26 protein-coding genes are annotated in these 21,544 nt (G+C 70.9%); 7 read left to right on the top strand and 19 right to left on the bottom strand.

Features of this window, described 5'->3' with window-relative positions:
* Position 1 precedes the first annotated feature (1 nt).
* On the top strand, positions 2 to 1,819 hold the full coding sequence (locus PV396_RS05340; protein WP_319200914.1) for a thiamine pyrophosphate-requiring protein: 1,818 nt from the start codon (positions 2 to 4) through the stop codon (positions 1,817 to 1,819).
* Between the two features lie 96 nt (positions 1,820 to 1,915).
* Here the strand turns inward: PV396_RS05340 and PV396_RS05335 are convergent, their stop codons facing one another.
* The 3 genes from PV396_RS05335 to PV396_RS05325 are packed head-to-tail and all read right to left on the bottom strand — an operon-like array spanning position 1,916 to position 3,794.
* Positions 1,916 to 2,326 carry a nuclear transport factor 2 family protein gene (locus PV396_RS05335; protein WP_319200912.1) on the bottom strand — a complete coding sequence of 137 codons (411 nt, stop codon included), beginning with the start codon at positions 2,324 to 2,326 and terminating at the stop codon, positions 1,916 to 1,918.
* A 2-nt stretch (positions 2,327 to 2,328) separates the two neighbouring features.
* Entirely contained in the window at positions 2,329 to 3,135 is an 807-nt protein-coding gene (locus PV396_RS05330) for an MBL fold metallo-hydrolase (RefSeq protein WP_319200910.1), read from the bottom strand.
* 41 nt (positions 3,136 to 3,176) lie between these two features.
* Positions 3,177 to 3,794 carry a DsbA family protein gene (locus tag PV396_RS05325; protein WP_319200908.1) on the bottom strand — a complete coding sequence of 206 codons (618 nt, stop codon included), beginning with the start codon at positions 3,792 to 3,794 and terminating at the stop codon, positions 3,177 to 3,179.
* A gap of 249 nt (positions 3,795 to 4,043) precedes the next feature.
* On the opposite strand from PV396_RS05325, the gene PV396_RS05320 reads away from it, so the two are divergent.
* Entirely contained in the window at positions 4,044 to 4,430 is a 387-nt protein-coding gene (locus PV396_RS05320) for a DUF2795 domain-containing protein (protein ID WP_319200906.1), read from the top strand.
* Positions 4,431 to 4,467: 37 nt separating this feature from the next.
* Complete coding sequence (locus tag PV396_RS05315; RefSeq protein WP_319200904.1) at positions 4,468 to 5,010, top strand: type 1 glutamine amidotransferase domain-containing protein; 543 nt, start codon at positions 4,468 to 4,470, stop codon at positions 5,008 to 5,010.
* Between the two features lie 220 nt (positions 5,011 to 5,230).
* Here the strand turns inward: PV396_RS05315 and PV396_RS05310 are convergent, their stop codons facing one another.
* The 3 genes from PV396_RS05310 to PV396_RS05300 form a co-directional block, all read right to left on the bottom strand.
* Positions 5,231 to 5,464, bottom strand: coding sequence for a DUF6158 family protein (locus tag PV396_RS05310; protein ID WP_319200902.1), 234 nt, complete (start codon positions 5,462 to 5,464; stop codon positions 5,231 to 5,233).
* Positions 5,465 to 5,539: 75 nt separating this feature from the next.
* The gene (locus tag PV396_RS05305; RefSeq protein WP_319200900.1) at positions 5,540 to 7,159 is read right to left on the bottom strand and encodes an ABC-F family ATP-binding cassette domain-containing protein; all 1,620 of its coding nucleotides are present in this window, start codon (positions 7,157 to 7,159) and stop codon (positions 5,540 to 5,542) included.
* Positions 7,160 to 7,230: 71 nt separating this feature from the next.
* Positions 7,231 to 7,887 (bottom strand): histidine phosphatase family protein, encoded by a 657-nt coding sequence (locus tag PV396_RS05300; protein WP_319200898.1) that lies wholly within the window; start codon positions 7,885 to 7,887, stop codon positions 7,231 to 7,233.
* Positions 7,888 to 7,978: 91 nt separating this feature from the next.
* Between PV396_RS05300 and PV396_RS05295 the strand changes: the two genes are divergently transcribed.
* From PV396_RS05295 to PV396_RS05285, 3 genes are all read left to right on the top strand, one after another.
* Positions 7,979 to 9,472: a bifunctional phosphatase PAP2/diacylglycerol kinase family protein gene (locus PV396_RS05295; protein WP_319200896.1), complete on the top strand. Its 1,494-nt coding sequence runs from the start codon at positions 7,979 to 7,981 to the stop codon at positions 9,470 to 9,472.
* Positions 9,473 to 9,607: 135 nt separating this feature from the next.
* Positions 9,608 to 10,441 (top strand): methyltransferase domain-containing protein, encoded by an 834-nt coding sequence (locus PV396_RS05290; protein WP_319200894.1) that lies wholly within the window; start codon positions 9,608 to 9,610, stop codon positions 10,439 to 10,441.
* A gap of 107 nt (positions 10,442 to 10,548) precedes the next feature.
* Positions 10,549 to 10,719, top strand: a complete 171-nt coding sequence (locus PV396_RS05285) for a hydrophobic protein (RefSeq protein WP_319094675.1) — start codon at positions 10,549 to 10,551, stop codon at positions 10,717 to 10,719.
* A 42-nt stretch (positions 10,720 to 10,761) separates the two neighbouring features.
* On the opposite strand, the gene PV396_RS05280 is transcribed toward PV396_RS05285, so the two are convergent.
* The 13 genes from PV396_RS05280 to PV396_RS05220 form a co-directional block, all read right to left on the bottom strand.
* Entirely contained in the window at positions 10,762 to 11,043 is a 282-nt protein-coding gene (locus tag PV396_RS05280) for a gas vesicle protein K (protein WP_319200892.1), read from the bottom strand.
* Entirely contained in the window at positions 11,040 to 11,228 is a 189-nt protein-coding gene (locus tag PV396_RS05275; RefSeq protein ID WP_006376647.1) for a gas vesicle protein, read from the bottom strand. Before PV396_RS05275 ends, PV396_RS05280 begins: the two co-directional genes overlap by 4 nt.
* Entirely contained in the window at positions 11,225 to 12,016 is a 792-nt protein-coding gene (locus PV396_RS05270) for a GvpL/GvpF family gas vesicle protein (protein WP_319200889.1), read from the bottom strand. The genes PV396_RS05275 and PV396_RS05270 overlap by 4 nt, the downstream gene beginning before the upstream one ends.
* Positions 12,013 to 12,342, bottom strand: a complete 330-nt coding sequence (locus PV396_RS05265) for a gas vesicle protein (protein ID WP_319200887.1) — start codon at positions 12,340 to 12,342, stop codon at positions 12,013 to 12,015. The genes PV396_RS05270 and PV396_RS05265 overlap by 4 nt, the downstream gene beginning before the upstream one ends.
* Positions 12,339 to 13,511, bottom strand: coding sequence for an SRPBCC family protein (locus tag PV396_RS05260; RefSeq protein ID WP_319200885.1), 1,173 nt, complete (start codon positions 13,509 to 13,511; stop codon positions 12,339 to 12,341). The genes PV396_RS05265 and PV396_RS05260 overlap by 4 nt, the downstream gene beginning before the upstream one ends.
* A complete protein-coding gene (locus PV396_RS05255) occupies positions 13,508 to 14,167 on the bottom strand; it encodes a DNA primase (RefSeq protein WP_319200883.1) in 660 nt (219 codons plus the stop codon). The genes PV396_RS05260 and PV396_RS05255 overlap by 4 nt, the downstream gene beginning before the upstream one ends.
* On the bottom strand, positions 14,164 to 14,430 hold the full coding sequence (locus PV396_RS05250; protein WP_319200881.1) for a gas vesicle protein GvpG: 267 nt from the start codon (positions 14,428 to 14,430) through the stop codon (positions 14,164 to 14,166). The genes PV396_RS05255 and PV396_RS05250 overlap by 4 nt, the downstream gene beginning before the upstream one ends.
* Positions 14,421 to 15,215: a GvpL/GvpF family gas vesicle protein gene (locus PV396_RS05245; RefSeq protein WP_319202238.1), complete on the bottom strand. Its 795-nt coding sequence runs from the start codon at positions 15,213 to 15,215 to the stop codon at positions 14,421 to 14,423. Before PV396_RS05245 ends, PV396_RS05250 begins: the two co-directional genes overlap by 10 nt.
* A 38-nt stretch (positions 15,216 to 15,253) precedes the next feature.
* Positions 15,254 to 15,685 carry a gas vesicle structural protein GvpA gene (locus PV396_RS05240; RefSeq protein ID WP_319200879.1) on the bottom strand — a complete coding sequence of 144 codons (432 nt, stop codon included), beginning with the start codon at positions 15,683 to 15,685 and terminating at the stop codon, positions 15,254 to 15,256.
* Between the two features lie 78 nt (positions 15,686 to 15,763).
* On the bottom strand, positions 15,764 to 16,069 hold the full coding sequence (locus PV396_RS05235; RefSeq protein WP_319200877.1) for a gas vesicle protein: 306 nt from the start codon (positions 16,067 to 16,069) through the stop codon (positions 15,764 to 15,766).
* 54 nt (positions 16,070 to 16,123) lie between these two features.
* Positions 16,124 to 17,047: a non-homologous end-joining DNA ligase gene (ligD, locus tag PV396_RS05230; protein WP_319200875.1), complete on the bottom strand. Its 924-nt coding sequence runs from the start codon at positions 17,045 to 17,047 to the stop codon at positions 16,124 to 16,126.
* Positions 17,044 to 18,915, bottom strand: coding sequence for a transketolase (locus PV396_RS05225; protein ID WP_319200873.1), 1,872 nt, complete (start codon positions 18,913 to 18,915; stop codon positions 17,044 to 17,046). Before PV396_RS05225 ends, ligD begins: the two co-directional genes overlap by 4 nt.
* A complete protein-coding gene (locus PV396_RS05220) occupies positions 18,912 to 20,303 on the bottom strand; it encodes an NAD(P)/FAD-dependent oxidoreductase (RefSeq protein ID WP_319200871.1) in 1,392 nt (463 codons plus the stop codon). The genes PV396_RS05225 and PV396_RS05220 overlap by 4 nt, the downstream gene beginning before the upstream one ends.
* A gap of 231 nt (positions 20,304 to 20,534) precedes the next feature.
* Between PV396_RS05220 and PV396_RS05215 the strand changes: the two genes are divergently transcribed.
* Positions 20,535 to 21,494 (top strand): TIGR03557 family F420-dependent LLM class oxidoreductase, encoded by a 960-nt coding sequence (locus PV396_RS05215; RefSeq protein WP_319200869.1) that lies wholly within the window; start codon positions 20,535 to 20,537, stop codon positions 21,492 to 21,494.
* The last annotated feature ends 50 nt before the right edge of the window (positions 21,495 to 21,544 follow it).

Below are 21,544 nucleotides of genomic sequence, written 5' to 3'. Positions count from 1 at the left end.
CATGAGCACCAAGGTTGCCGACCATGTCCTGCAGCGGCTGCGCGAGTGGGGTGTCGAGGACGTCTTCGGCTATCCCGGCGACGGCATCAACGGTCTGCTCGCCGCCTGGGGCCGGGCCGAGAACCGGCCCCGCTTCATCCAGTCCCGGCACGAGGAGATGTCCGCGTTCCAGGCGGTCGGCTACGCCAAGTTCAGCGGCCGTCTCGGAGTGTGCGCGGCCACCTCGGGCCCCGGCGCGATCCACCTCCTGAACGGCCTGTACGACGCCAAGCTGGACCATGTACCGGTGCTGGCGATCGTCGGCCAGACGTACCGCACGGCGATGGGCGGGTCCTATCAGCAGGAGGTCGATCTGCACTCGCTGTTCAAGGACGTCGCCTCGGACTTCGTGGAGACGGTCACCGTGCCCGAACAGTTGCCGAACGTCCTGGACCGGGCGATCCGCACCGCGTACGCACGTCGCGCACCCACCGCGGTCATCATCCCCGGCGACGTCCAGGAGCTCGAATACTCCGCGCCCACACACGAGTTCAAGATGGTGCCCTCCAGCCTGGACCGCAGCGCGTGGACGGCGATCCCCTCCCAGGAGTCCCTGGAACGGGCCGCCGAGATCCTCAACTCCGGTGACAAGACGGCGATTCTCATCGGCCAGGGCGCGGCCGGCGCGCAGGCCGAGGTCGAGCGGATCGCCGAACTCCTCGGCGCGGGGGTAGCCAAGGCCCTCCTCGGCAAGGACGCGCTGAGCGACGAACTCCCGTACGTCACCGGCTCGATCGGCCTGCTCGGCACGCGCCCCTCGTACGAGTTGATGCGCGACTGCGACACCCTGCTGACGATCGGTTCCTCCTTCCCGTACTCCCAGTTCCTGCCGGACTACGGCCACGCCCGGGCCGTCCAGATCGACATCGACCCGCACATGGTGGGGATGCGCTACCCGTACGAGGTGAACCTCGTCGGCGACGCCAGGGCGACCCTCGAGCGGCTGATCCCGCTGCTGGACACGGCGGACCGGGGCCGTGAGTGGTACGACACGGTGTGTGCGAACGTGGCGCGGTGGCGGGATGTGCTGGACCGGCGGGCCGCGCAGGCCGCCGACCCGATCAACCCCGAGTACGTGGCGCGGGTGCTGGATCCGCTCCTGCCGGACAACGCGATCGTCACCTCCGACTCTGGATCGACGGCGAACTGGTACGCCCGGCATCTGACGATGCGGACCGGCATGCGGTCCTCCCTCTCCGGGACCCTGGCGACGATGGGCTGCGGAGTCCCGTACGCGATCGGTGCGAAGTTCGCCCATCCGGACCGGCCCGCGATCGCGCTGGTCGGTGACGGGGCGATGCAGATGAACGGTCTGGCGGAGATGATCACCGCGGCGAAGTACCGCGACCGCTGGGAGGACCCGCGCCTGGTGGTGGGTGTGTGGAACAACCAGGATCTCAACCAGGTGACGTGGGAGCTGCGCGCGATGGGAGGCGCCCCGTCCTTCCTCCCCTCGCAGGAGCTGCCGGACATCCCGTACGCGGACTTCGCGCGTTCCCTGGGCCTGACCGGCGTACGGGTCGAGCGGCCCGAGGACGTCGAGGCGGGCTGGCGCGCGGGTCTGGAGGCCGACGGCCCGGCGGTGATCGAATTCCGCACCGACCCCGCCGTCCCGCCGGTCCCCCCGCACGCGACCTGGGAACAGATGGAGGCCACGGCCGCGTCCATCCTGAAGGGCGACGCCGACCGGGGCGCGATGGTCCGCCAGGGCTTCAAGGCGAAGGTCCAGGAGTTCCTGCCGGGCCGGGAACGCAGGGCCGCGAAGCGCGTCAAACGGTGATGCCGCGCACGCCACGAACGCCATGAGCGTCGCGGGCGAGGACGCCCGCGACGCTCATGGTCCCGATCGGTCTCGATCGATTGGTCAGCAGGCCGTCTAGGCGGTCATGGCCTCGCGGACGAGAGCGGTGTCGACGAACTGTTCGAAGCGGACGATGAGTCCGCCGCGTACGACGAAGTGGTGGGCGACCCGGACGTCGATCGCCTTGCCCGTGGCCTTGTTCACGGCGGTGTAGCGGGCCAGGACCACCACGTTCTCGCCGTCCACCACATAGGTGTCGTCGTGCGCGGCCCAGCCCTCCCAGTCCTTGCCGAGCTGTTCCATCACGTTCGAGGTGACACCGTCGGGGGTGCGGTAGGTGCCGGCCAGCGGGAAGCCGGCCATCTCGGTCCACTCCACGTCGGGGGCGAGGGTGGCCCGCAGGGCGTCCAGGTCACCGGCCGCCGAGGCCAGGTACTGACGGCGTACGACGTCGGCGGGGGCGGTGGAGGTCGCGAACTCGGTCATGGTCAGCCCCACTTCATCTCGCCCTTGGCGACCTTCGCGCCGATCTGCGCGGCGATCAGCATGCCGTTGTCGGGGTAGCGCTTGACCAGTGCCTCGGTCAGCGCGGCCCCGTCGGCGGCCCTCCCGAGCTCCTCCTCGAAGGCGACCAGGTAGTCCCGGGTGGCGGTGATGGCGGTGGCGTCCGCGGCCGTACCCGGCAGGCGGTGACCCGGCACGACCAGCTGCGGGGCGAGGTCGGCCATCTCGTCGAGGAGGTCGATCCAGGCGGCGCGGTCGCCGGGGGTGGGGGTGTCGGCGACCCACACGTGCTCCTGCTGGAAGAGCAGGACGCCGCCGAGGAGGGAGCGGGTCTCGGCCTGCCACAGGTAGTGGCGGTCGGGCAGCGCGGCCGGGCCGCCCTTCAGCTCGAAGCGGTGGCCCTCCAGGGTCAGGTCACCGGTGAGCGGGGTGAGGTCGACCAGCCGGGTGGGGAGGTTGGCTCCCAGCGCGGCCCAGGCCTTGAGCTTGCCCTCGTAGGAGTCGTGGATGTGCTCGATGACCAGCGGCGTCGCCACGAACACCGCGTCGGGGAAGGCGTCCGCGATCACTTCGGCGCCGAAGTAGAAGTCGGGGTCGGCGTGGCTGACGAAGACCGTGGTCAGCGTCTTGCCCGAGTCGAGGATCTCGGCGGCCAGGCGGTGGCCGTCGGCGCGGGTGAACGCGGCGTCCACGAGCAGCGCCTCGTTCTCACCGGTGACCAGGGTCGCCGTCTTGTTCTTGCTGCCGGCCGGGAAGTCCAGGTCCAGGACCTTGAAGGAAAGGACACTCATCGAAGACTCCTTGAGGAGAGGGAGGGAGAGGGGGATGAAGTTCAGGGGGTGCGAAGGGCCGCGAGCCGCTCGTCGATCTCGTCGGCGGTGGCATGGCCGTAGGCCAGCGGGGTCGCGGAGTCCCCGTCGACGGCCAGCAGCGTGGGGAAGCCGGTGACGCCCAGTTCGGCGGCGCGCCGGAAGTCGTCCGCCGCCACCGCGGGCGCCTCGGGGCCTTCGAACGTGGCGGCCACGGCGTCGGCGTCCAGGCCGGCCGCCTCGGCGACCCGCCGGTAGGTGACCGTCTCCGACAGGCTGTGACCGTCGACGTAGAAGGCGTGCTGGAGGGCCGTGGCGAGCTCCACCGCACGGTCGGGGGCCGCCTGCCGCAGAGCCGCGACGCCACGGGCGGCGGCCGCGGAGTCCATCACGAACGAACCGTCCGCGATCAGTTCCTCGTACGCCGCGCCGAACTCGGCGCCGGTCAGCTCGGCGATCTTGGCGTTGGCGCCCTGCACGTACCCGAACTCCCTGATCGGCACCCGGCGCGACCCGATGAACAGACCGCCGGAGACCACCTCGACGGGCAGCCCGGGATGGCGGGCGACGACCTCGTGCAGGGTCGCGGAGAATCCATGGGACCAGCCGCAGTAGGCGTCGAACACATAGACGAGCTTCATCAGGGACCTCGGCAGAGTGGGTGCCCGCGCCTTACGGCGAGCGATTCACCTGACCAAACAGTAGCTGACTCATCAGATATTTCCCGACTCCTGTGATCCGGACCACACAAGAGACCGGGGGTCGGCAGGGGCCATCACATCAGCGGTGCCGCCGCTCGCGGACATGACCCGCCGATGAGCCGCCGCAGACGTGTGTCGGCGGCGGATCGTCGGGTACGCGGCGGGCACCCCCGAAGTCTGGAGGCCTTCATGCAACGAGGAAGCGGCCGCGTCAGCGCCCATCGCGACGACGAGATGAAACACGAGGTCCAGGGCCTGCTGAGGTCCGGCCATCCGACCCGTACCGAGGAGTGGCACGACCCGGAGCCCGCCGCCGAGGACGATCCGCGGATCGCGGGCGGCCCGGTGGCGCCGGGTCGCTCCCCCGCCGCCCTCGAGACGGTGCGCTTCGAACTGGCCCGCTATCTGACCCGTACGTCCTTCCCGGCCGGCCCGCGCGAACTGCGCGGCCTCCTGCGCCACGGCAACGCCCCGGACACCCTGGTCGAGCCCCTGGAGAGGCTGCCCAGGAACGCGCGGTACGCCTCCGTGCAGGAACTCGCCGTGGCGGTCGTGGGCGGCTCGCGCAGCACCTAGTCAGCCCCTCATCGACAGAAAGGACACCGAGGAAGCCATGCGTATCGCGTTTCTGACCGCCCCCGAGGGCGTCGAACAGATCGAACTCACCGAGCCCTGGCAGGCGGTGGCCGACGCGGGCGGCGAACCCGTGCTCGTCTCCACCGAGCAGGGGAAAATTCAGGCCTTCAACCATCTCGACAAGGGGGACACGTTCCCCGTGGACGAGGTGGTGGGCGAGGCAGCCGCCGATTCCTTCGACGGGCTCGTACTGCCCGGCGGGGTGGCCAACCCGGACTTCCTGCGCGTCGACGAGAACGCCGTCGCGTTCGTCCGGGCCTTCTTCGACCAGGGCCGTCCGGTCGCCGCGATCTGCCACGCGCCCTGGACGCTCGTGGAGGCCGACGTCGTCCGCGGCCGGGTGCTCACTTCCTGGCCGAGTCTGCGTACGGACATCCGCAACGCGGGCGGTGAGTGGGTCGACGAGCAGGTACGGATCTGCGACCACGGACCCAACATCCTGATCACCAGCCGCAAACCGGACGACCTGAAGGCCTTCTGCGAGGCACTCGTGTCCGAGTTCGGCAAGAAGGCCGGCTGACCGGCGCGCCCGACGGTTCACAACCGTCGGCACGGTTCACAACCGTCGGCCGAGCCACGGCCGAGCCACTGCCGGGCCTTCGTCGCGGCGGTCGCGGCCCACCGGCTGGGAATCTACCCCCGGTGCCCCGCTGAGCGTCACCGCCGCGGCCGGTGCCGCTGCGGGAGCCCGACGGCTCCGGCAGCGGCACCGATGCTCACTCCCGCGTTCGTCCCGGCGTTCAGTCCTGCGCGCAGTCCCGGTCCCGGGCGCCCTCGCGGGTACGGCCCGCGGCGACCGGGCGGCGCGGATGACGGCGCAGGTACTCGCCCTCCAGCTGCGCCATACGGACGTTGTGGGCGCGCAGCGCGTCGTTCGACCCGTGCAGCAGCGTGTCGTGACGGGTGCGGTGGATCGTCTCCAGCTCCTTCATCAGCTGCTGGTCGTCCAGCCTGCCCGGTTCGACTCCGTTCATGGTGGCACCCCAGTCGTCGTCCAGTCCTTCGGGTACGGGCCGGGTACCCGTGGCCGCGCGGGCGAAGCCCAGCGCCTACCTCGCCCGCTCCACCCGCCGCTCGTCCCACACCGGCTCCGGGGTCTCACGGACCCGGCCGTCACTGCCGAAGACCAGATAACGATCGAACGAACGAGCGAACCATCGGTCGTGGGTGACGGCGAGCACCGTGCCCTCGAACGCCTCCAGCCCTTCCTGGAGCGCCTCGGCGGACTCCAGGTCGAGGTTGTCGGTCGGCTCGTCCAGCAGCAGTGCCGTGACGCCCTCCAGCTCCAGCAGCAGGATCTGGAAACGCGCCTGCTGGCCCCCGGAGAGCCGGTCGAAGCGCTGCTCGGCCTGCGCGGTCAGCTCGTAGCGGCGCAGCCGGGACATGGCCGCGCCGCGGTCCTGCGAGTGCTCGGACCACAGGATGTCGAGGAGCGTACGGCCCTCCAGCTCGGGATGGGCGTGCGTCTGGGCGAAGTGCCCGGGCACGACCCGCGCGCCGAGCTTCCACTCACCCGTGTGGTTCACGGAGTCCCCGGCGAGCAGCCGCAGGAAGTGCGACTTGCCGGAGCCGTTCGAGCCGAGGACGGCGACCCGTTCGCCGTAGAAGACCTCCAGGTCGAAGGGTTTCATCAGCCCGGTGAGCTCAAGTCCCTTGCAGGTGACGGCCCTTACGCCGGTCCGGCCGCCCTTGAGCCGCATGGTGATGTCCTGCTCGCGCGGCGGCTCGGGCGGCGGTCCCGCCTCCTCGAACTTCCGCAGCCTGGTCTGTGCCGCCGCGTAGCGGGACGCCAACTCATGGCTGATGGAGGCCGCCTGACGGAGGTTCAGCACCAGCTTCTTCAGCTGGGCGTGCTTCTCGTCCCAGCGTCGGCGCAACTCCTCGAAGCGCGCGAACCGTTCGGCCCGCGCCTCGTGATAGGTCGCGAACCCGGCGCCGTGCACCCAGGCGTCCGCGCCGGCGGGCCCGGGTTCGACGGACACGATCTTCTGCGCGGACCGGGAGAGCAACTCCCGGTCGTGGGACACGAAAAGGACGGTCTTGCGGGTCTCCGCGAGCCGCTCCTCCAGCCACCGCTTGCCGGGGACGTCGAGGTAGTTGTCGGGTTCGTCGAGCAGCAGCACCTCGTCCGTGCCGCGCAGCAGCGCCTCGAGGACCAGCCGCTTCTGCTCACCGCCGGAGAGGGTGCGCACCAGCCGCCACTGGGCCTTCTCGTACGGCACCCCGAGCGCGGCCGTGGTGCACATGTCCCACAGGGTCTCGGCCTCGTACCCGTGCGCCTCGGCCCAGTCGGAGAGCGCCTGCGCGTACTGGAGCTGGGCCGCCTCGTCGTCGACGGTCAGCATGCCGTGCTCGGCGAGGTCGACCGCCTTGGCCGCCTCCTGGATCCGGGGCGTGGCGACGGACACGAGCAGGTCCCGTACGGTCGACTCGTCCCGTACGGAGCCCACGAACTGGCGCATCACGCCGAGCCCGCCGCTCACGGTGACGGTCCCGCCGTGCGGTTTCAGCTCGCCGGAGATCAGCCGCAGCAGGGTCGTCTTCCCGGCGCCGTTGGGGCCCACGAGGGCCACGACGGCCCCTTCGCCCACCCGGAACGACACATCGCCGAGCAGCGCCCTCCCGTCGGGAAGGTAGTACTCAAGGTGCGCTGCTTCGAGGTGTCCCATGAGGCGCATTCTGCGGGCCGGACGCGATCCCGGGCAAACCGATAAACCCACACCCTTGGCCACGCCCGGGATCAGCCGTGCAGAGCCTCTCCCGCCGGTCCGCTGCCCGTCCCCGGTCCGGCCGCCGCGACGACCGCGCCCGCCCAGGACACCGCCTTCCAGCCGTCCGCCGGTGATCCCTCCAGGACGACCACACCGGTGTTGTCGAGCCGGTGCTCGGCGGCGAAGGGCACGTCGACGTTGTCCGCGCGGGCCGCCGCCCACATCCGGATCACGGCGCCGTGACTGACCATGACGACGGTGCCGACCCCGCTGTCGGCGGCCTCCGCGACGACCGCGTCGAACCGGCCGAGCGCCTCGACCCCGTTCTCCCCGCCCGGCATCCGCCGCTGCGTGTCCCCGTCCGCCCACGCGAACAGGGTGGTCATGTACGTGTGTGCGGACTCGGCGTCGCCGCGCATCTCGAGGTCCCCGGCGGCCACCTCACGGATCCCGTCCCGCACCAGGACCTCGAGGCCACGCGCGTCGGCCAGCGGAGCCGCGGTCAGCTGCGTGCGGATCAGCGTGGAGGCGTACAGGGCGTCGATGTCCTCGCCCGCGAGTGCCTCCGGCAGCGCGGCGGCCTGCCGCTCTCCCAGCTCGGTCAGTGCGGCACCCGGAACAGCGGTGTCCAGCAGGAATTTCAGGTTCGACGGGGTCTGACCGTGCCGGATGAGCAGCAGACGCATACGGATTTCCTCTCGCCCTGACAACGTCGCGACGAGCCCCGTGACCCGTTCGACAAGACAAGAAGGCTCACTTCAGGGTACCCAGAGCGTCATGACCGCAGACTTCGACCTCACCGTCCCGCTGCCCGGCCGCCATGCCGTGCGGGAGAAACTGCTGAATCTCGACCTCCGGCTGTTCGAGACCGCCGCCACCCTGAACTGGCCGGGCGCCGAACGCGTCCTGCCGAGGCTCAGCCGCAGCGCGAACCACGGCGTCCTGTGGTTCGCGACGGCCGCCGCCCTGGCAGCCACGGGCAGCCCACGCGCCCGCCGGGCCGCCGTACGGGGTCTCGCCTCGCTCACCCTGGCCTCCGCGACGATCAACACCATCGGCAAGCGCTCGGTACGCCGCCCGCGCCCCGTGCTGGACCCCGTACCGCTGGTCAGGCAGCTGAAGCGGCAGCCGATCACCACGTCGTTCCCGTCCGGTCACTCCGCGTCGGCGGCCGCCTTCGCGACCGGTGTGGCCCTGGAGTCGCGGGGGCTCGGGGCGGTCGTGGCGCCGATCGCCTTCTCGGTGGCGATGTCCCGGGTCTACACCGGTGTCCACTTCCCCAGTGACGTGCTCGCGGGCGCGGCCTTCGGCGCGTGCGCCGCGTTCGCCGTACGGCAGCTCGTGCCGGTCCGCGACCAGACCACGCCCCCGGCCCGGCCGCACGCGACGGTTCCCGCGCTGCCGGACGGCGAGGGTCTGGTCCTGGTGGCGAACACCGCGTCGGGCACCGCGGACCGGGTCCGCGCGCTGGAGGACGCGCTGCCGCTGGCGGAGATCGTGGAGTGCGCGCCGGAGGATCTGGCGGACGAGCTGGAGAAGGCGGCGGCCCGCTGCCAGGTGCTCGGGGTGTGCGGCGGCGACGGCACGGTGAACACGGCCGCCTCGGTCGCCCTGCGGCACGGCCGGCCGCTCGCGGTGCTGCCCGGCGGCACGCTCAACCACTTCGCGCTCGACCTGGGCGTCGAGGACGCCCGCGACGTCGGCCGGGCGGTGCGGCGGGGCGAGGCGGTGCGCGTGGACGTGGGCCGGTTCCGGTCCGGGGACCAGGAGGGCGTCTTCCTCAACACGTGCAGCCTGGGCGTGTATCCGGAGCTGGTGCGCGAACGGGAGCGCTGGTCCGCCCGGATCGGCGGCTGGCCGGCCGGTGTGGTCGCGGCGGCACGTGTCCTGCGCGCCGACCGTCATCCTCTGGAGGCTCAACTCCGGGGCGGACGGCGCCCCTTGTGGCTGCTCTTCGCGGGCAACGGCACCTACCACCGGCTGGGCCTGGTGCCGGCCCGGCGGCTCGACCTGGCGGACGGGCGGCTCGACGTACGGGTGGTGCACGGCGGTCGCGGGCCCGCGCTGCGTCTCCTGGCGGCGGCCGTGGCGGGCCCGTTGACCCGCTCCCCCGCCCACGCGGGCATCCTGGTCCACCGTCTCCGCCTGGACGACGTGCCGCCGGGCACCCTCCTCGCGTACGACGGCGAGGTCACGGAGGTGTCGGGCTGGGTGACCCTCGAAAAGCTCCCGGAGGCGCTGACGGTCTACCGACCCCTCGGCCGCAACTGACCGCCGCCGCCCGCCCCTTCCTCAGCCCAGTGTCCACATCTCAAGACGCGGGTCTCATTATTCGACATGACTGCGTACGGTGATGAGCGAGTCGTTCGCAGCAGGTCGTTCGAGAAGACGAGAAGGGGCACGGTCATGTCCAAGCCGCAGTCGCAGCCACAGGAGACCGCCGTCTACACGCACGGGCACCACGAGTCCGTGCTCCGCTCGCACACCTGGCGCACCGCCGCCAACTCGGCGGCCTATCTCCTCGGTTCACTGAAACCGCACATGAGGATCCTGGACATCGGCTGCGGCCCGGGCACGATCACCGCGGACCTGGCGGAACTGGTCCCCGACGGGCACGTCACCGGCGTCGACCGGGCGCCCGGCATCCTGGAGCAGGCCAGGGCCACGGCCGCCGAACGGGGCCTGGACAACGTCGAGTTCAGGGAGGCGGACATCCACGCCCTGGACTTCCCGGACGACACATTCTGTGTGGTCCACGCCCATCAGGTGCTCCAGCACGTGGGTGACCCGGTGCGGGCGCTGAGCGAGATGCACCGGGTCACCAAGCCGGGCGGCTACGTCGCCGTCCGCGAGTCGGACTACCTCGCCATGGCCTGGTATCCGGCGTCGGAGGGCATGGACGCCTGGCTGGACCTGTACCGGCGGGTGGCGCGGGCCAACGGGGGTGAGCCGGACGCCGGGCGCCGGCTGAAGTCCTGGGCGCTGCGGGCCGGGCTCACGGACATCACGGCCACCTCCAGCACCTGGACGTTCGCGGACGCCGACGAGATCGCGTGGTGGAGCGGCCTGTGGGCGGACCGGACGCTCGCGTCGGCGTACGCGGACCGGGCGACGGAAGGCGGGCTGGCGACCCCGGAGCAGCTGCGCGCGGTCTCCGAGGCCTGGCGGGAGTGGGGTGGGCACAGGGACGCCTGGTTCACCGTCCCGCACGGGGAGATCCTCTGCCGAAAGGCCACCTGATCCGCCTGAGCCGCCTGATCCGCCTGAATCGGCCGGTCCGGCTGATCCGGGCGGCCGATGTCTGATTCGGCGTTTTCGGGAAACCCGGAGGGCAGGAGGTTCACATCATGGTTCCCATTCTGCTCGTACTGCTTCTGGCGCTGATTCTCTTCGGCGTCGGATTCGCGGTGAAGATACTCTGGTGGATCGCGCTCATCGTGCTGGTCGTCTGGCTCCTGGGATTCCTGGTGCGGGGCACGAGCGCGAGCGGATCAAGGGGTCGCTGGTACCGCTGGTAGGTACCGCCGACAAATCGGCCGGAATTCGGCGTGGGTAAGTGATCAGTCCCTTGGCAGCAGGGGGCCCAGCGGCCCGAGGTCCAGATTCAGGTCCTCGGGCCGCAGCCCGTAGCGCTCCCTCAGCTCGGCCATCCGGTCCTCGAGGAGCATGAGAGTGAGCCCCACGCGCTCCTCCTGTTCCTCGCTCATCTCCCCCGTGTCGAAGCGGCGCACGGCCTGCCGCTCCATGAGCTGCCGGAGCAGCTCGACCACCGTCAGGACGAGTTTCACCAGATCGCGTTCGACGGTGTCCGGCTCGAGGTCGAGACGGTTACGGGCACTCACGTCAACTCTCCCCAGGGCGAGGGCACTTGTTCGTTCACTGAGCTGATCAGCGCGTTCAGGTCGATCCGTACGAGGTCGACGTCCGCGATGCGCAGGGTGATGTCCCCGGTGATGACGACCCCGCCGGCGAGCAGCCGGTCGAGGAGGTCGACCAGGGCGACCTCACGCCGTTCGACGACGGTCACGCGTCCTCCCCGGTGAAGGAGTAGACGGCCCAGGGGCCGGTGAGTTCGACCCTGAGGCCGGAGGTCGCCGCGTCCGTGTCGCTCTTGGTCCGGTCGACCAGTTCGACGAATTCCTCGGAATCCCCGCGCGCCACCAGATAGGCCGCGTTGAGCACATTCTGTCCGGTCGCACCGGAAAGCGCGGAGTTCTGCGGCGCGTGCAGTCGGCAGTCCTCGGCATGGCCGGAAAGGACGCGATGCAATTCGCTCGCGAACATTTCGGCGTGCTGCCACCTGTCCTCGTTCGCCCGGGCGCGCCGCCGCCGCTGTCGCAAATAGTCGCGGCCGGTGATGGCGGACGAGGCAGGGGAGGCCGACGAGGAAACGGATTCCTCGTCGGCCTCCTCGGCCTTTTCGAGAAACACCTTCACGCCCCACTCCACTCGCCCGTCGAGACGGTCGAGCGCGCGGCGGAAGTCGTCCCCGCGTTCCTCCATCATCGCCCGTACGCCGTCGTCGTCCCTGAAGACGGTGGCGAGCCGCAGCGGGAGCGGGGTCGTCACGGCGGTCAGCGCGTCGATCACGCACTGGTGTGCCCTGGCGGTCGCGGTGAGCCAGTCGAGGTCCTCCAGGCGGCGCCGGAGCGGCTCCTCGGCGAAGTCCTCCTCCGGCACCGGACCGACGACGGCGAACAGGCCGCGATGCTCGAGCAGTTCGGGCGGGGCGCCGGCGATCCCTGTCAACCGGGCCCGCAGGGCCGTCGTGTCGAAGGGACCGCAGACGGCGTACACATACCGCAGGCCTGTCATGAGGACTCCCTCGGCGCTCCCCCGCGCTCCAGTTCGGCGAGGCGTTCACGCAACTCGGCGTTCTCTCGGGCGAGTTCGCCCCGATTGGCACGGGAGGACAGCGCGGGATCGTCCTCCCACCAGTCGATGCCCATCTCCTTGGCCTTGTCGACGGAGGCGACGATGAGCCGCAGCTTGATGGTGAGCAGTTCGATGTCGAGCAGGTTGATCCGGATGTCGCCCGCGATCACGACGCCCTTGTCCAGCACCCGTTCGAGGATGTCGGCGAGGTTGGAGCCGCCGTCATGACTGTAGGGCTGGGGCAGGCGGCCGGCCGGCGAGGTCATCGACGGCTCCTGGTCCGGGGGGCCGACTCGGCTTCCTCTTCGGCGCCTTCGGGCTCGGGCTCGTCCTCGTAGGCGGCCTCGTCGTCGCCGTCGTCGAGTTCGTCCTCGTACGCGGCTTCCTGGTCGTCGCCGTCGAGCTCGTCCTCGTACTCGGCGTCCTCGGGCTTCTCGTCGTCCGCCTCCTCGAAGTCGCCCTCCGGCTCCGCCGGTTCGGCTTCGTCGTCGGCGTCCTCGTACTCCGCCTCGTCCTCTTCCTCGCCCTCCTGGCCCTCGGCCTCCGCCCTCGCGTTCTCCTCTTCCTCCGCGATGGCGTCCTCGTGGCTGCGGACCACCTCGCCGTCGCGGATCTCGCCGCGCCAGCCGTCGTCCGTCTCGCCCTTGAGCGTGATGAAGCGGGCGAAGTTCTTGAGGTCGAGCCGGGTGCGGCGGCCCTGGGCGCGCCAGAGGTTGCCGGTCTTCTCGAACAGGCCCTTGGGGTAGTACTCGATGACGAGCAGGACCCGGGTGAGGTTCGGGGCGAGTTCGTGGAAGGTGACGACCCCCTTGGTCGTGCCCTTCGCGCCTTCCGAGGTCCAGGAGATGCGGTGGTCGGGCACCTGCTCGGTGGTGTGGGCCTTCCAACTCCGGTTGGACCAGAAGACCTTGAGCTGCCAGTCGGAGGTCGTGTCGTCGGCGCGGTTCGCGCTCTTCACGCCCTTCGCGAAGGTGCTGAAGTCCTGGTACTGGGTCCACTGGTCGTAGGCGGTGCGCAGCGGGACGCCGACGTCGATGAACTCGATGACGACCGTCGGCTTCTTCCCCGCCCCACCCTTGCGCTTGCCCTTGCCGCCGGTCAGGTTCTTGAAGGCGCCGACCACACCGTCCTTGGCGCGTCCGGCGCCGACCTCCAGGGCGGAGCGCAGGGGGCCCTTGCCCTCGGCGAGTTTGCGTCCGCCGTCGAGGGCCAGTTTGGCGAAGCCGGGGCTGTTGCCGTCCGCGATGTCGTTGAGTTTGACGGTCGTCTCACCGAGCCGCTTGCCGACTCCGGTCAACAGGCGCTGTGCCTGGACGGCGAGATACTCCTGCACTTCCGACTTCAGCCGGTCGGCCGCTTCGCTCTGGGCCACATTGGTGAGCGGGTTGCCCTTCCCGGACCCGGCGGACGTGACTGACTTGAGCGTGTCGGTCATCGGTCACCGCCTCCCTTGGGCAGCCGCGACCGGGTGCCGCGACCGGCGTCCCGGGCCGCGGCCGTCTTCTTCGCCGCCGTCTTGCGCGCGGCGGGACGGCCGGAAGCCGTCGCCTTGCGGGGCTCGGCCTTCTTCGTGGCGGCCTTCTTCGTGGCAGTCGTCTTCTTCGCCGCCGTCTTCTTCGCCGGCCTCGCGCTCCTGCCGCTCTTCCCACTCCTGTCGGCGGGCGCCTGCTCCTTTGACTCCTCCTCGTCGCGCTCCTGGTCCGAGGCCTCCTCGTCGTACGCGCCGTCCTCGCCGTCCTCCTCGTCGCGCCCGCGGCCCGAGCGGCCCGGCAAGACGCCCGCCAGTTGGTCCCGGACCTCCGCCGTGCGGCCGTGCAGCCGGTTGGCGAGTGCCTCGACCTGCCGCTCGACCATCGCGCCCGACGCCGCCTTGCCGACGCCCCGCAGGTCCACGCGCAACTGGTCGCCGATCTCCTTGAACTGCGGGTTGTCACGCAGTTGCGTAGACACCAGTTCCGCGAGTGCACGCGGGCTCAGCTGCATCCGCTTGCCGGCCACCAACGTGCCCACGGCGAAAGCCAGTTTCAGTTTCTTCGTACGTCCAAGGACGTATCCGGCCCCTACCGCGAGGCCCAGTCCCACTCGGTTCATCCTCGTGCCGTCCCGTTGTCGTTGCCCACGCCACCGCGCAGGCCGATTTCCAGCCGGTCGAGGAGCTCGTCCTCCTGGCGGTCGAACTCCTCGTCGTCGATCTCGCCCGCCTCCAACCGCTGTTCCAGCTGGGAGAGTTCGGTACGCACGGTGGCCGGGTCGTAGTACAGCCGTTCCGCCTCGTGCAGTACCTGCCCGATCACCCAGGCGCTGCCGCGCACCGGTGCGAACGGCAGCAGCAGCACCTCCGAGATCAGTCCCATGCGCTGCTCTGCCCCACCCCGGCGTCACCCGTCGTGGTGCCCGCGGGCTCGGCCGGGCCCGGCTCGACGAAGCTGTACGGCGGCAGCGGCCCGTGCACCCGCACATCGAGGTACGGGCGTGCCTTGCGGAGCTGCTCGGTCGCGGTGAGGAACACCTCGGCCGAGTCGCGGGCCACCAGGAACGACACGTTGGCCAGCCAGCCCGTCGACTCGGCGCCCACACTAACCGCCAGCGCGGAGTGTTCCAGGGCCTGCCGCACCTCGACGGCGTCCTCGGCCTCCCGGGCCTTCACCGCGGCCACGACCATCTCGCCGAGGCGCACCTTGTCCTCGTAACTTCCGCCGCCCGCCTGCCTGTTGGCCTCGGTCATCGCCCGGATCTCCGGGTTCTCCGCCAGCACGCGGTGCAGGACGGCCTCTTCCTCGTGGCTCGCCTTGACGTTGTACTCGACGTTGCCATCGAGGGCTTCTAGGCGCTCTTGGTAGTGCTCGGCGCGCTCGGCCAGTACGGCGGTCACCGCGTCGTCGTCCGGTGCCACGCTGCCGAACCGCATGGGCAGCACACATCCGGCGCCGCCCGCCTCGTCCAGCACATGCTGGTGGGCGAGCAGGTCCTTGCGCTTGGGCCGGAGTTTCTCGGGAGCGTCGCTGACGATCGCCGCCAGCGCGCCCGCCGTCAGGACACGCACGGAACGCGGCGGGTCGCCTACACCCCTCAACTCCTCGGCGAAGGAAGGGAGTCCGGGGTGATCGGCGGCGGTGATGCCGTAGACGTAGGTCCCGATGCTCGTGTCGTTGCCCGTCTCCGTGCCGCTGCTCGTGGTCACTCCTGATCCTCCTTCCTGCGCGCGGCCGCGGTCTTACGGGTGCGCTGCTGCCGGGGTTCGGCCTGCTGGCCCTCCTCACGGGACTGCCGGAAGGCGTCGGAGATGGTCTCGGCGGCGCCGGACAGCGCCCCCTTGGACTTGCCCTTCGCACCGGACTCGGTGATCTCACCGACCAGGTCGGGCAGTCCGGGGCTGCGCTTGGGCCCGGCCTCCAGGTCGAGCCGGTTGCACGCCTCGGCGAACCGGAGATAGGTGTCGACGCTGGCCACGACGACCCGTACGTCGATCTTCAGGATCTCGATACCGACGAGCGAGACCCGCACGAACGCGTCGATGACCAGCCCCCTGTCGAGAACGAGTTCGAGTACGTCGTAGAGGCCGCTGGAGCCGCCTCCTCCACTGCTCTGCTGTGCCGGGACAACGGTCATACCGCCCATCCCCTCCTTAGTCTGTTGATGCGCAGCCTGTTGATGCGCTGCGGCGGTTCACGGCTGCCGACGCCGGCTTCACCGGCCCTCGGACCTGCGCGTGTCGGCGCGCCCTCGTTCGTAGCGGCGGACCCGGCGATAGCCGGTGAGTTCGCCCTGCCCGTCGAGTTCGACCCGGTAGGTCGCGAGCAGGCTCATGGTGTCGGGGACCCTGGTGAGTTCCAGGACCTCGACCTCCAACGTCCAGCCGCTGTCGGTCCGTTCGAAGGACGACACCGTCTCGGCGGTCATGCCGGTGAGTTCCGCGAGCTGCTCGCGTGCCGTGCGCATGATGTCCATGGACGACGCGGGTTTGTTCGATGATGTGTTCGATGAATTCGTCATGAGTCTCCCTGGGATGCGGGTGGCCCAGAGAGAGCCGCTCAAACCCCCGCCTGCTCAGACCAGCGAGTCCAGCCTTCGCCGCGCCGGCCCCAACGCCCGCCCGCGCCCCATCACTCCGCCCCACGGATCACTGCGGGCCTGCTCGACCGCGTCGGCGATCGTCCAGCGCCGGGCGGTCAGTTCCGGGTCGTCCAGCTGGTCCCGGCCGATGGGGACGGCCACGGGCGCCCCGGGCAACGGCCGTACGGAGAACGGCGCGACGGCGGTCTGCGCGTACGCGTTGCGCTGGACGTCGAGGTAGAGCCGCTCGCCGCGCTCCTTCTTGCGGGCGGCGGTGGTCAGCCGGTCGGGATGCGCGGCGGCCAGCACCTCGGCGACCCGCCTGGCGAACTCCCGTACCTCGTCGAAGCCCTGGTGCCCGCTCAGCGGAACGACGAGGTGCAGCCCGCGCGAACCGGTGGTCATCAGCGTGTAAGGCAGCCGCAGCGTGTCGAGCAACTCCCCCAGATACAGGGCGGCTTCCCGCACCCGGGCGAAGTCGTCCACGGCCGGATCCAGGTCGAAGACCATCCGGTCCGGGTATCCGAGGCGGCCGACGCGCGAGAGCCACCGGTGCAGCGTGACGGAGGCCTGGTCGGCGAGGTGGACCAGGGTCGCCGTGTCGTCGCAGACCGGGTGGACGACCGTACCGCCCTCCTTCGGCACCTCGACCCGGTGGACCCACTCCGGGGAGCTGTCGGAGACGTTCTTCTGCATGAAGCGGGGGCCGTCGATCCCGTCCGGATGGCGTTCCAGCATCAGCGGACGCCCGCGCAGCTGGGGCAGCATGAACGGCGCGACGGCCCGGTAGTAGGCGACGAGATCGGCCTTGGTGTACTCCTTGGCGTCGTCGCCGCCCGGGAAGAGCACCTTGTCGGGCCGGTGGACCTCGACAGTGCGCCGCCCGGCCCGTATCCGCCGTACGGCGCCGTCGCTCACGGCACGATCGCCTCCTCCACCAGCAGCCGGCCCGCCGCCATGATCGCCTCGGCGTCGATACCCGCGGCGTGCAGCTGCTCGTCGGGGCTCGCCGAGCCGGGCATCGTACGGACGGCGAGACGGGCCAGCCGGGGCAGCGGCCGTCCGTCCAGGAAGGCGTCGAGGACCGCGTCCCCGATGCCGCCCTCCTCCCGGTGGTCCTCGACGCTGAGCAGACAGCCGGTCTCCTCGGCGGCCAGGCGCAGGGTGGGCCGGTCGACGGGCTTGACGGAGTACAGGTCGATCACCCGCACCGGGATGCCCTGCGCGCCGAGCGCGTCGGCGGCGATCAGCGCCTCGTGGACAGTCACGCCCGCCGCGACCACGGTCAGCCGGTCCTCGCGCCCGGCGGAGCGCAGCACCTTGCTGCCGCCGACCGGGAACTCCTCGTCGGGCCCGTACAGCACCGGAGTCCCGCCGCGCGAGGTGCGCAGATACGCGACGCCGTCGAGGCCGGCCATCGTGGCGACGAGTCGCGCGGTCTGGTGGGCGTCGCACGGATACAGCACCGTCGAGCCGTACAGCCCGCGGAACATCGCCAGGTCCTCCAGGCCCATCTGGGACGGCCCGTCCGGCCCGATCGCGACACCCGCGTGCGAGCCGACGAGGTTGACGGAGACTCCGCTGACCGCCGCCATCCGCAGGAAGTCATGGGCGCGGGTCAGGAAGGCCGCGAACGTCGACGCGTACGGAATCCAGCCGCGCGTCGCCAACCCCACCGCGGCGGCGACCAGTTGCTGTTCGGCGATGTAGCACTCGAAGAACCGGTCGGGGTGCTTCTTGGCGAACTCCTCGGCGCGCGTCGAGTCGCTGACCTCGCCGTCGAGGGCCACGACATCGCCCCGGGCGCTGCCGAGCGCGGCGAGCGCCTTTCCGTAGGCGTCCCGCGTGGCGACCTCTTCTCCCTTGTCCCAGCGGGGCAGTTCGAGGTGCCCGGCCCGTACGGCGTGCAGCGCGCGGGCGGCACGCGGTTCGGGTGCGCGGACGCGCAGGTCGCGCGGGCCGCCGAGCTCGTCGATCGCCTCGTCGGCGTCCTTCAGCGGTTTGCCGTGGAGTCCCTCGCGGTCCTCGACGGCCGCCACGCCCTTGCCCTTGAGGGTGCGGGCGAGGATGACGACGGGCTGCCCGGCGGTGGACTCGGCCTCGTTGTAGGCACGGTCGATGGCGTCGACATCGTGTCCGTCGATCTCGACGGTGTGCCAGCCGAAGGCCTTGAACCGGCGGGCGTAGGCGTCCAGATCGTGTCCGTGGCGGGTCGGCCCGCGCTGCCCGAGGCGGTTCACGTCGACGATCGCGACGAGGTTGTCGAGATGCTCGTACGAGGCGTGCTCGGCGGCCTCCCACACCGACCCCTCGGCCAACTCGCTGTCCCCGCACAGCACCCAGACCCGGTAGCCGGTGCGGTCGAGCCGCTTGCCGGCCAGCGCGATCCCGACGCCCACGGGCAGCCCCTGGCCGAGCGACCCGGTGGCCGTCTCGACCCACGGCAGCCGCCGGGGGGTCGGATGCCCCTCGAGCCTGCTGCCGAGGGTGCGGTAGGTGAGCAGCTCGGCGTCGTCGATGGCGCCGACTGCCTTGTAGGCGGCGTAGAGCAGCGGCGAGGCATGCCCCTTGGAGAGGACGAAGCGGTCGTTGCCCGGGTGGGTCGGCCGGTCGAAGTCGTAGCGCAGATGACGGCCGATGAGTACGGCCATCAGATCGGCGGCGGACATCGACGAGGTCGGGTGCCCGGAGCCGGCGGTGTCCGAGGCCCGGACGCTGTCGACACGCAACTGCTGTCCCAGCTCGGTGAGTTCGGCGGTGCTGTACAGGGGTTCGGCGGTTTTCACGACTCTCCTTCCGACGCTGCGGACTGTTGCGAAGGCCGGCGCGGTGCCGGCGGCCCGTCATGACTCGGTGACCTCGGTGCGCCCGGCATCCGCGCCAGCTCCGGCGACGCCGTGTCCAGCGGCACCGACCAGGACCGGACGAGCCCCAACTGCACGCCCTGGCGCGGGAGTACGGCGTCCAGCAGCCAGTCGGCCGCGACCCGCACCCGGTTTCCCGGCATCGCCGCGAGGTGGTAGCCGCGGGTGACCGCGCCGGCCAGGGGCCCGGACAGCGACACGCCCAGCGGATTGGCGGCGGCCTTGACCCCGCCGAGGTCGACCACGAACCCCAGGTCACGGTGGCGGTAGGCCTGGCGGGAGCCGACACCGAGCGAGGCGACGACATTGCGGGCCGCGACCTTGCCCTGCCGCCAGGCGTGCTGGGCGGTCATCCCGGTGAACTCACCGGGCTTGTTCAGGTCGGGCACGGCGGCGGCGTCCCCGCACGCGAACACCTCGGGGTGGCCCGGCACCTGGAGGAACGGGTCGACGATCAGCCGCCCGCGCTCGAGGGGGCTGCCGATGCTCTCGACCAGCGGATCGGGACGCACGCCGACGCACCACACCAGAGTGCGCGACTCGACGAACTCCCCGTCGGACAGCAGGACTCCACCGGCCGTGGCCTCCTTGACGGAGGTGCCCGTGCGTACGTCGATGCCCCGCCGGCGCAGTACCCCGTCGGCGGTGCGCGACAGTTTCTCGTCCAGCTGGGGCAGGACACGCGGCGCGGTGTCCAGCAGCATCCAGCGAGGCCGTATGCCCGCGCGCAGGGGCTGCTTGCGTACCAGCGCGTCGGTGAACAGCTGCCCGTGCGCGGCGACTTCGGTACCGGTGTAGCCGGCGCCGACCACGACGAACGTACAGCGGGCCGCGCAGCTCTTGGGGTCGTCGGCAGCGGCGGCCAGCTCGACCTGGCGGGTCACGTGATCGCGCAGATACAGCGCCTCCGGCAGACCCCGGAAGCCATGGGCGTTCTCGGCGACGCCCGGGATGGGCAGCAGCTTGTTGACGCTGCCGACAGCCAGGACGAGCCGGTCGTAGCCGAGGGTGCCGCTGTCGCCCTCGGGATCGGTGTAGCGCACGGTGCGCGCCTCGAGGTCGATGCCGTCGGCGTCGGCCTCGCCGAGCACCAAGCGCACCTGGGGCAGGGTGCCGGGCAAGGAGACGGTGACCCGGCGCGGTTCCAGGACACCGGCGGCGACCTGGGGCAGCAGGGGCAGATACAGGAAGTGGTCGGTCGGGTTCAGCAGGGTGATGTCGGCCTTCTGGCGGGTCAGCCGGGCCAGGGTGCGGGCCGTCTGGTACCCGGCGAAGCCCGCGCCGACGATCAGGATGCGGGGTCGACTCACGTTTTCGCCTCCGGCGGTGTCGCGCGTGCAGAGCCTTCGGTCATCCGTACGAACACCGTCGTGGCGCCCGTACGGAACTTTCCGCGTCCCCCTGGTCAGGGCCCCCAAACGTCCCGCGCGGGGTGGTTCGGCCCAACCGCCGGACCTGCCGTCCCCGTGCCGGTTTCCCCGCCGCGCGCTGGGTACCCGGAGCGGACCCCGACCCGCTCTTTTTTCCGGAGGTGCAACCCCATGCCCGAATACGGCTACTTCCTCGCGTGCGAGGAATTCGGTCCGGCGGACCTCGTCGAGCAGGCGAGGCAGGCGGAACAGGCCGGTTTCCAGGCGCTGTGGATCTCGGACCACTATCACCCGTGGAACGACGCCCAGGGCCAGAGCCCCTTCGTGTGGTCCGTGATCGGCGCGCTGTCGCAGGCGGTGTCGCTGCCCATCGAGACGGCCGTGACCTGCCCGACCGTACGGATGCACCCGGCGGTGGTGGCGCAGGCGGCGGCGACGAGCGCGGTGCAGACGGACGGCCGGTTCCGGCTCGGCGTGGGCTCCGGCGAGGCCCTCAACGAACGCATCTTCGGCGACCGGTGGCCGCCCGCGCCCATCCGCCTGGAGATGCTGGAGGAGGCCATCCAGGTGATGCGCCGTCTCTTCACCGGCGAGGAGGTCGACCATCACGGCCCCCACTACACCGTCGAGAACGCCCGCCTCTACACCGTCCCCGACGAGCCCGTCCCGATCGACGTCTCCGGCTTCGGCCCCCAGGCGACCGTGCTCGCCGCCCGCGTGGGCGACGGCTACATCACGATGGGCCCCGACGAGGACCTCACCACCCAGTTCCGCAAGGGCGGCGGGGGCTCGGGACTCGTCAGCGGCGGTACGAAGGTCTGCTTCGGCGCCGACCGCGAGGAGGCCGTCCGTACGGTGCACAAGCTGTGGTCCAACCAGCTGCTGCCCGGCGAGATGGGCCAGATCCTCCCCACACCGCGTCACTTCGAGCAACTGGAGCCGCTGGTCACCGAGTCGATGGTGAGCGAGAACACGGTCTGCGGCCCCGACGTGGACGAACACGTCGCGGAGCTGTCCGCGTTCGCCGACGCGGGCTTCGACCGGATCTACGTCAGCCAGATCGGCCCGGACCAGCGCGGGTTCTTCGACTTCTACCGCACGAAGGTGCTGCCTCAGCTGACGGGCCGTTGACAGTTCACCCTCGAACCCGAGTGGGCCGCCGACCCGGTCGGGTCGGCGGC

The organism is Streptomyces sp. ME02-8801-2C (assembly GCF_033793965.1).
Classification (GTDB): Bacteria; Actinomycetota; Actinomycetes; order Streptomycetales; family Streptomycetaceae; genus Streptomyces.
This window is presented reverse-complemented; position numbering and strand designations above follow the sequence as displayed.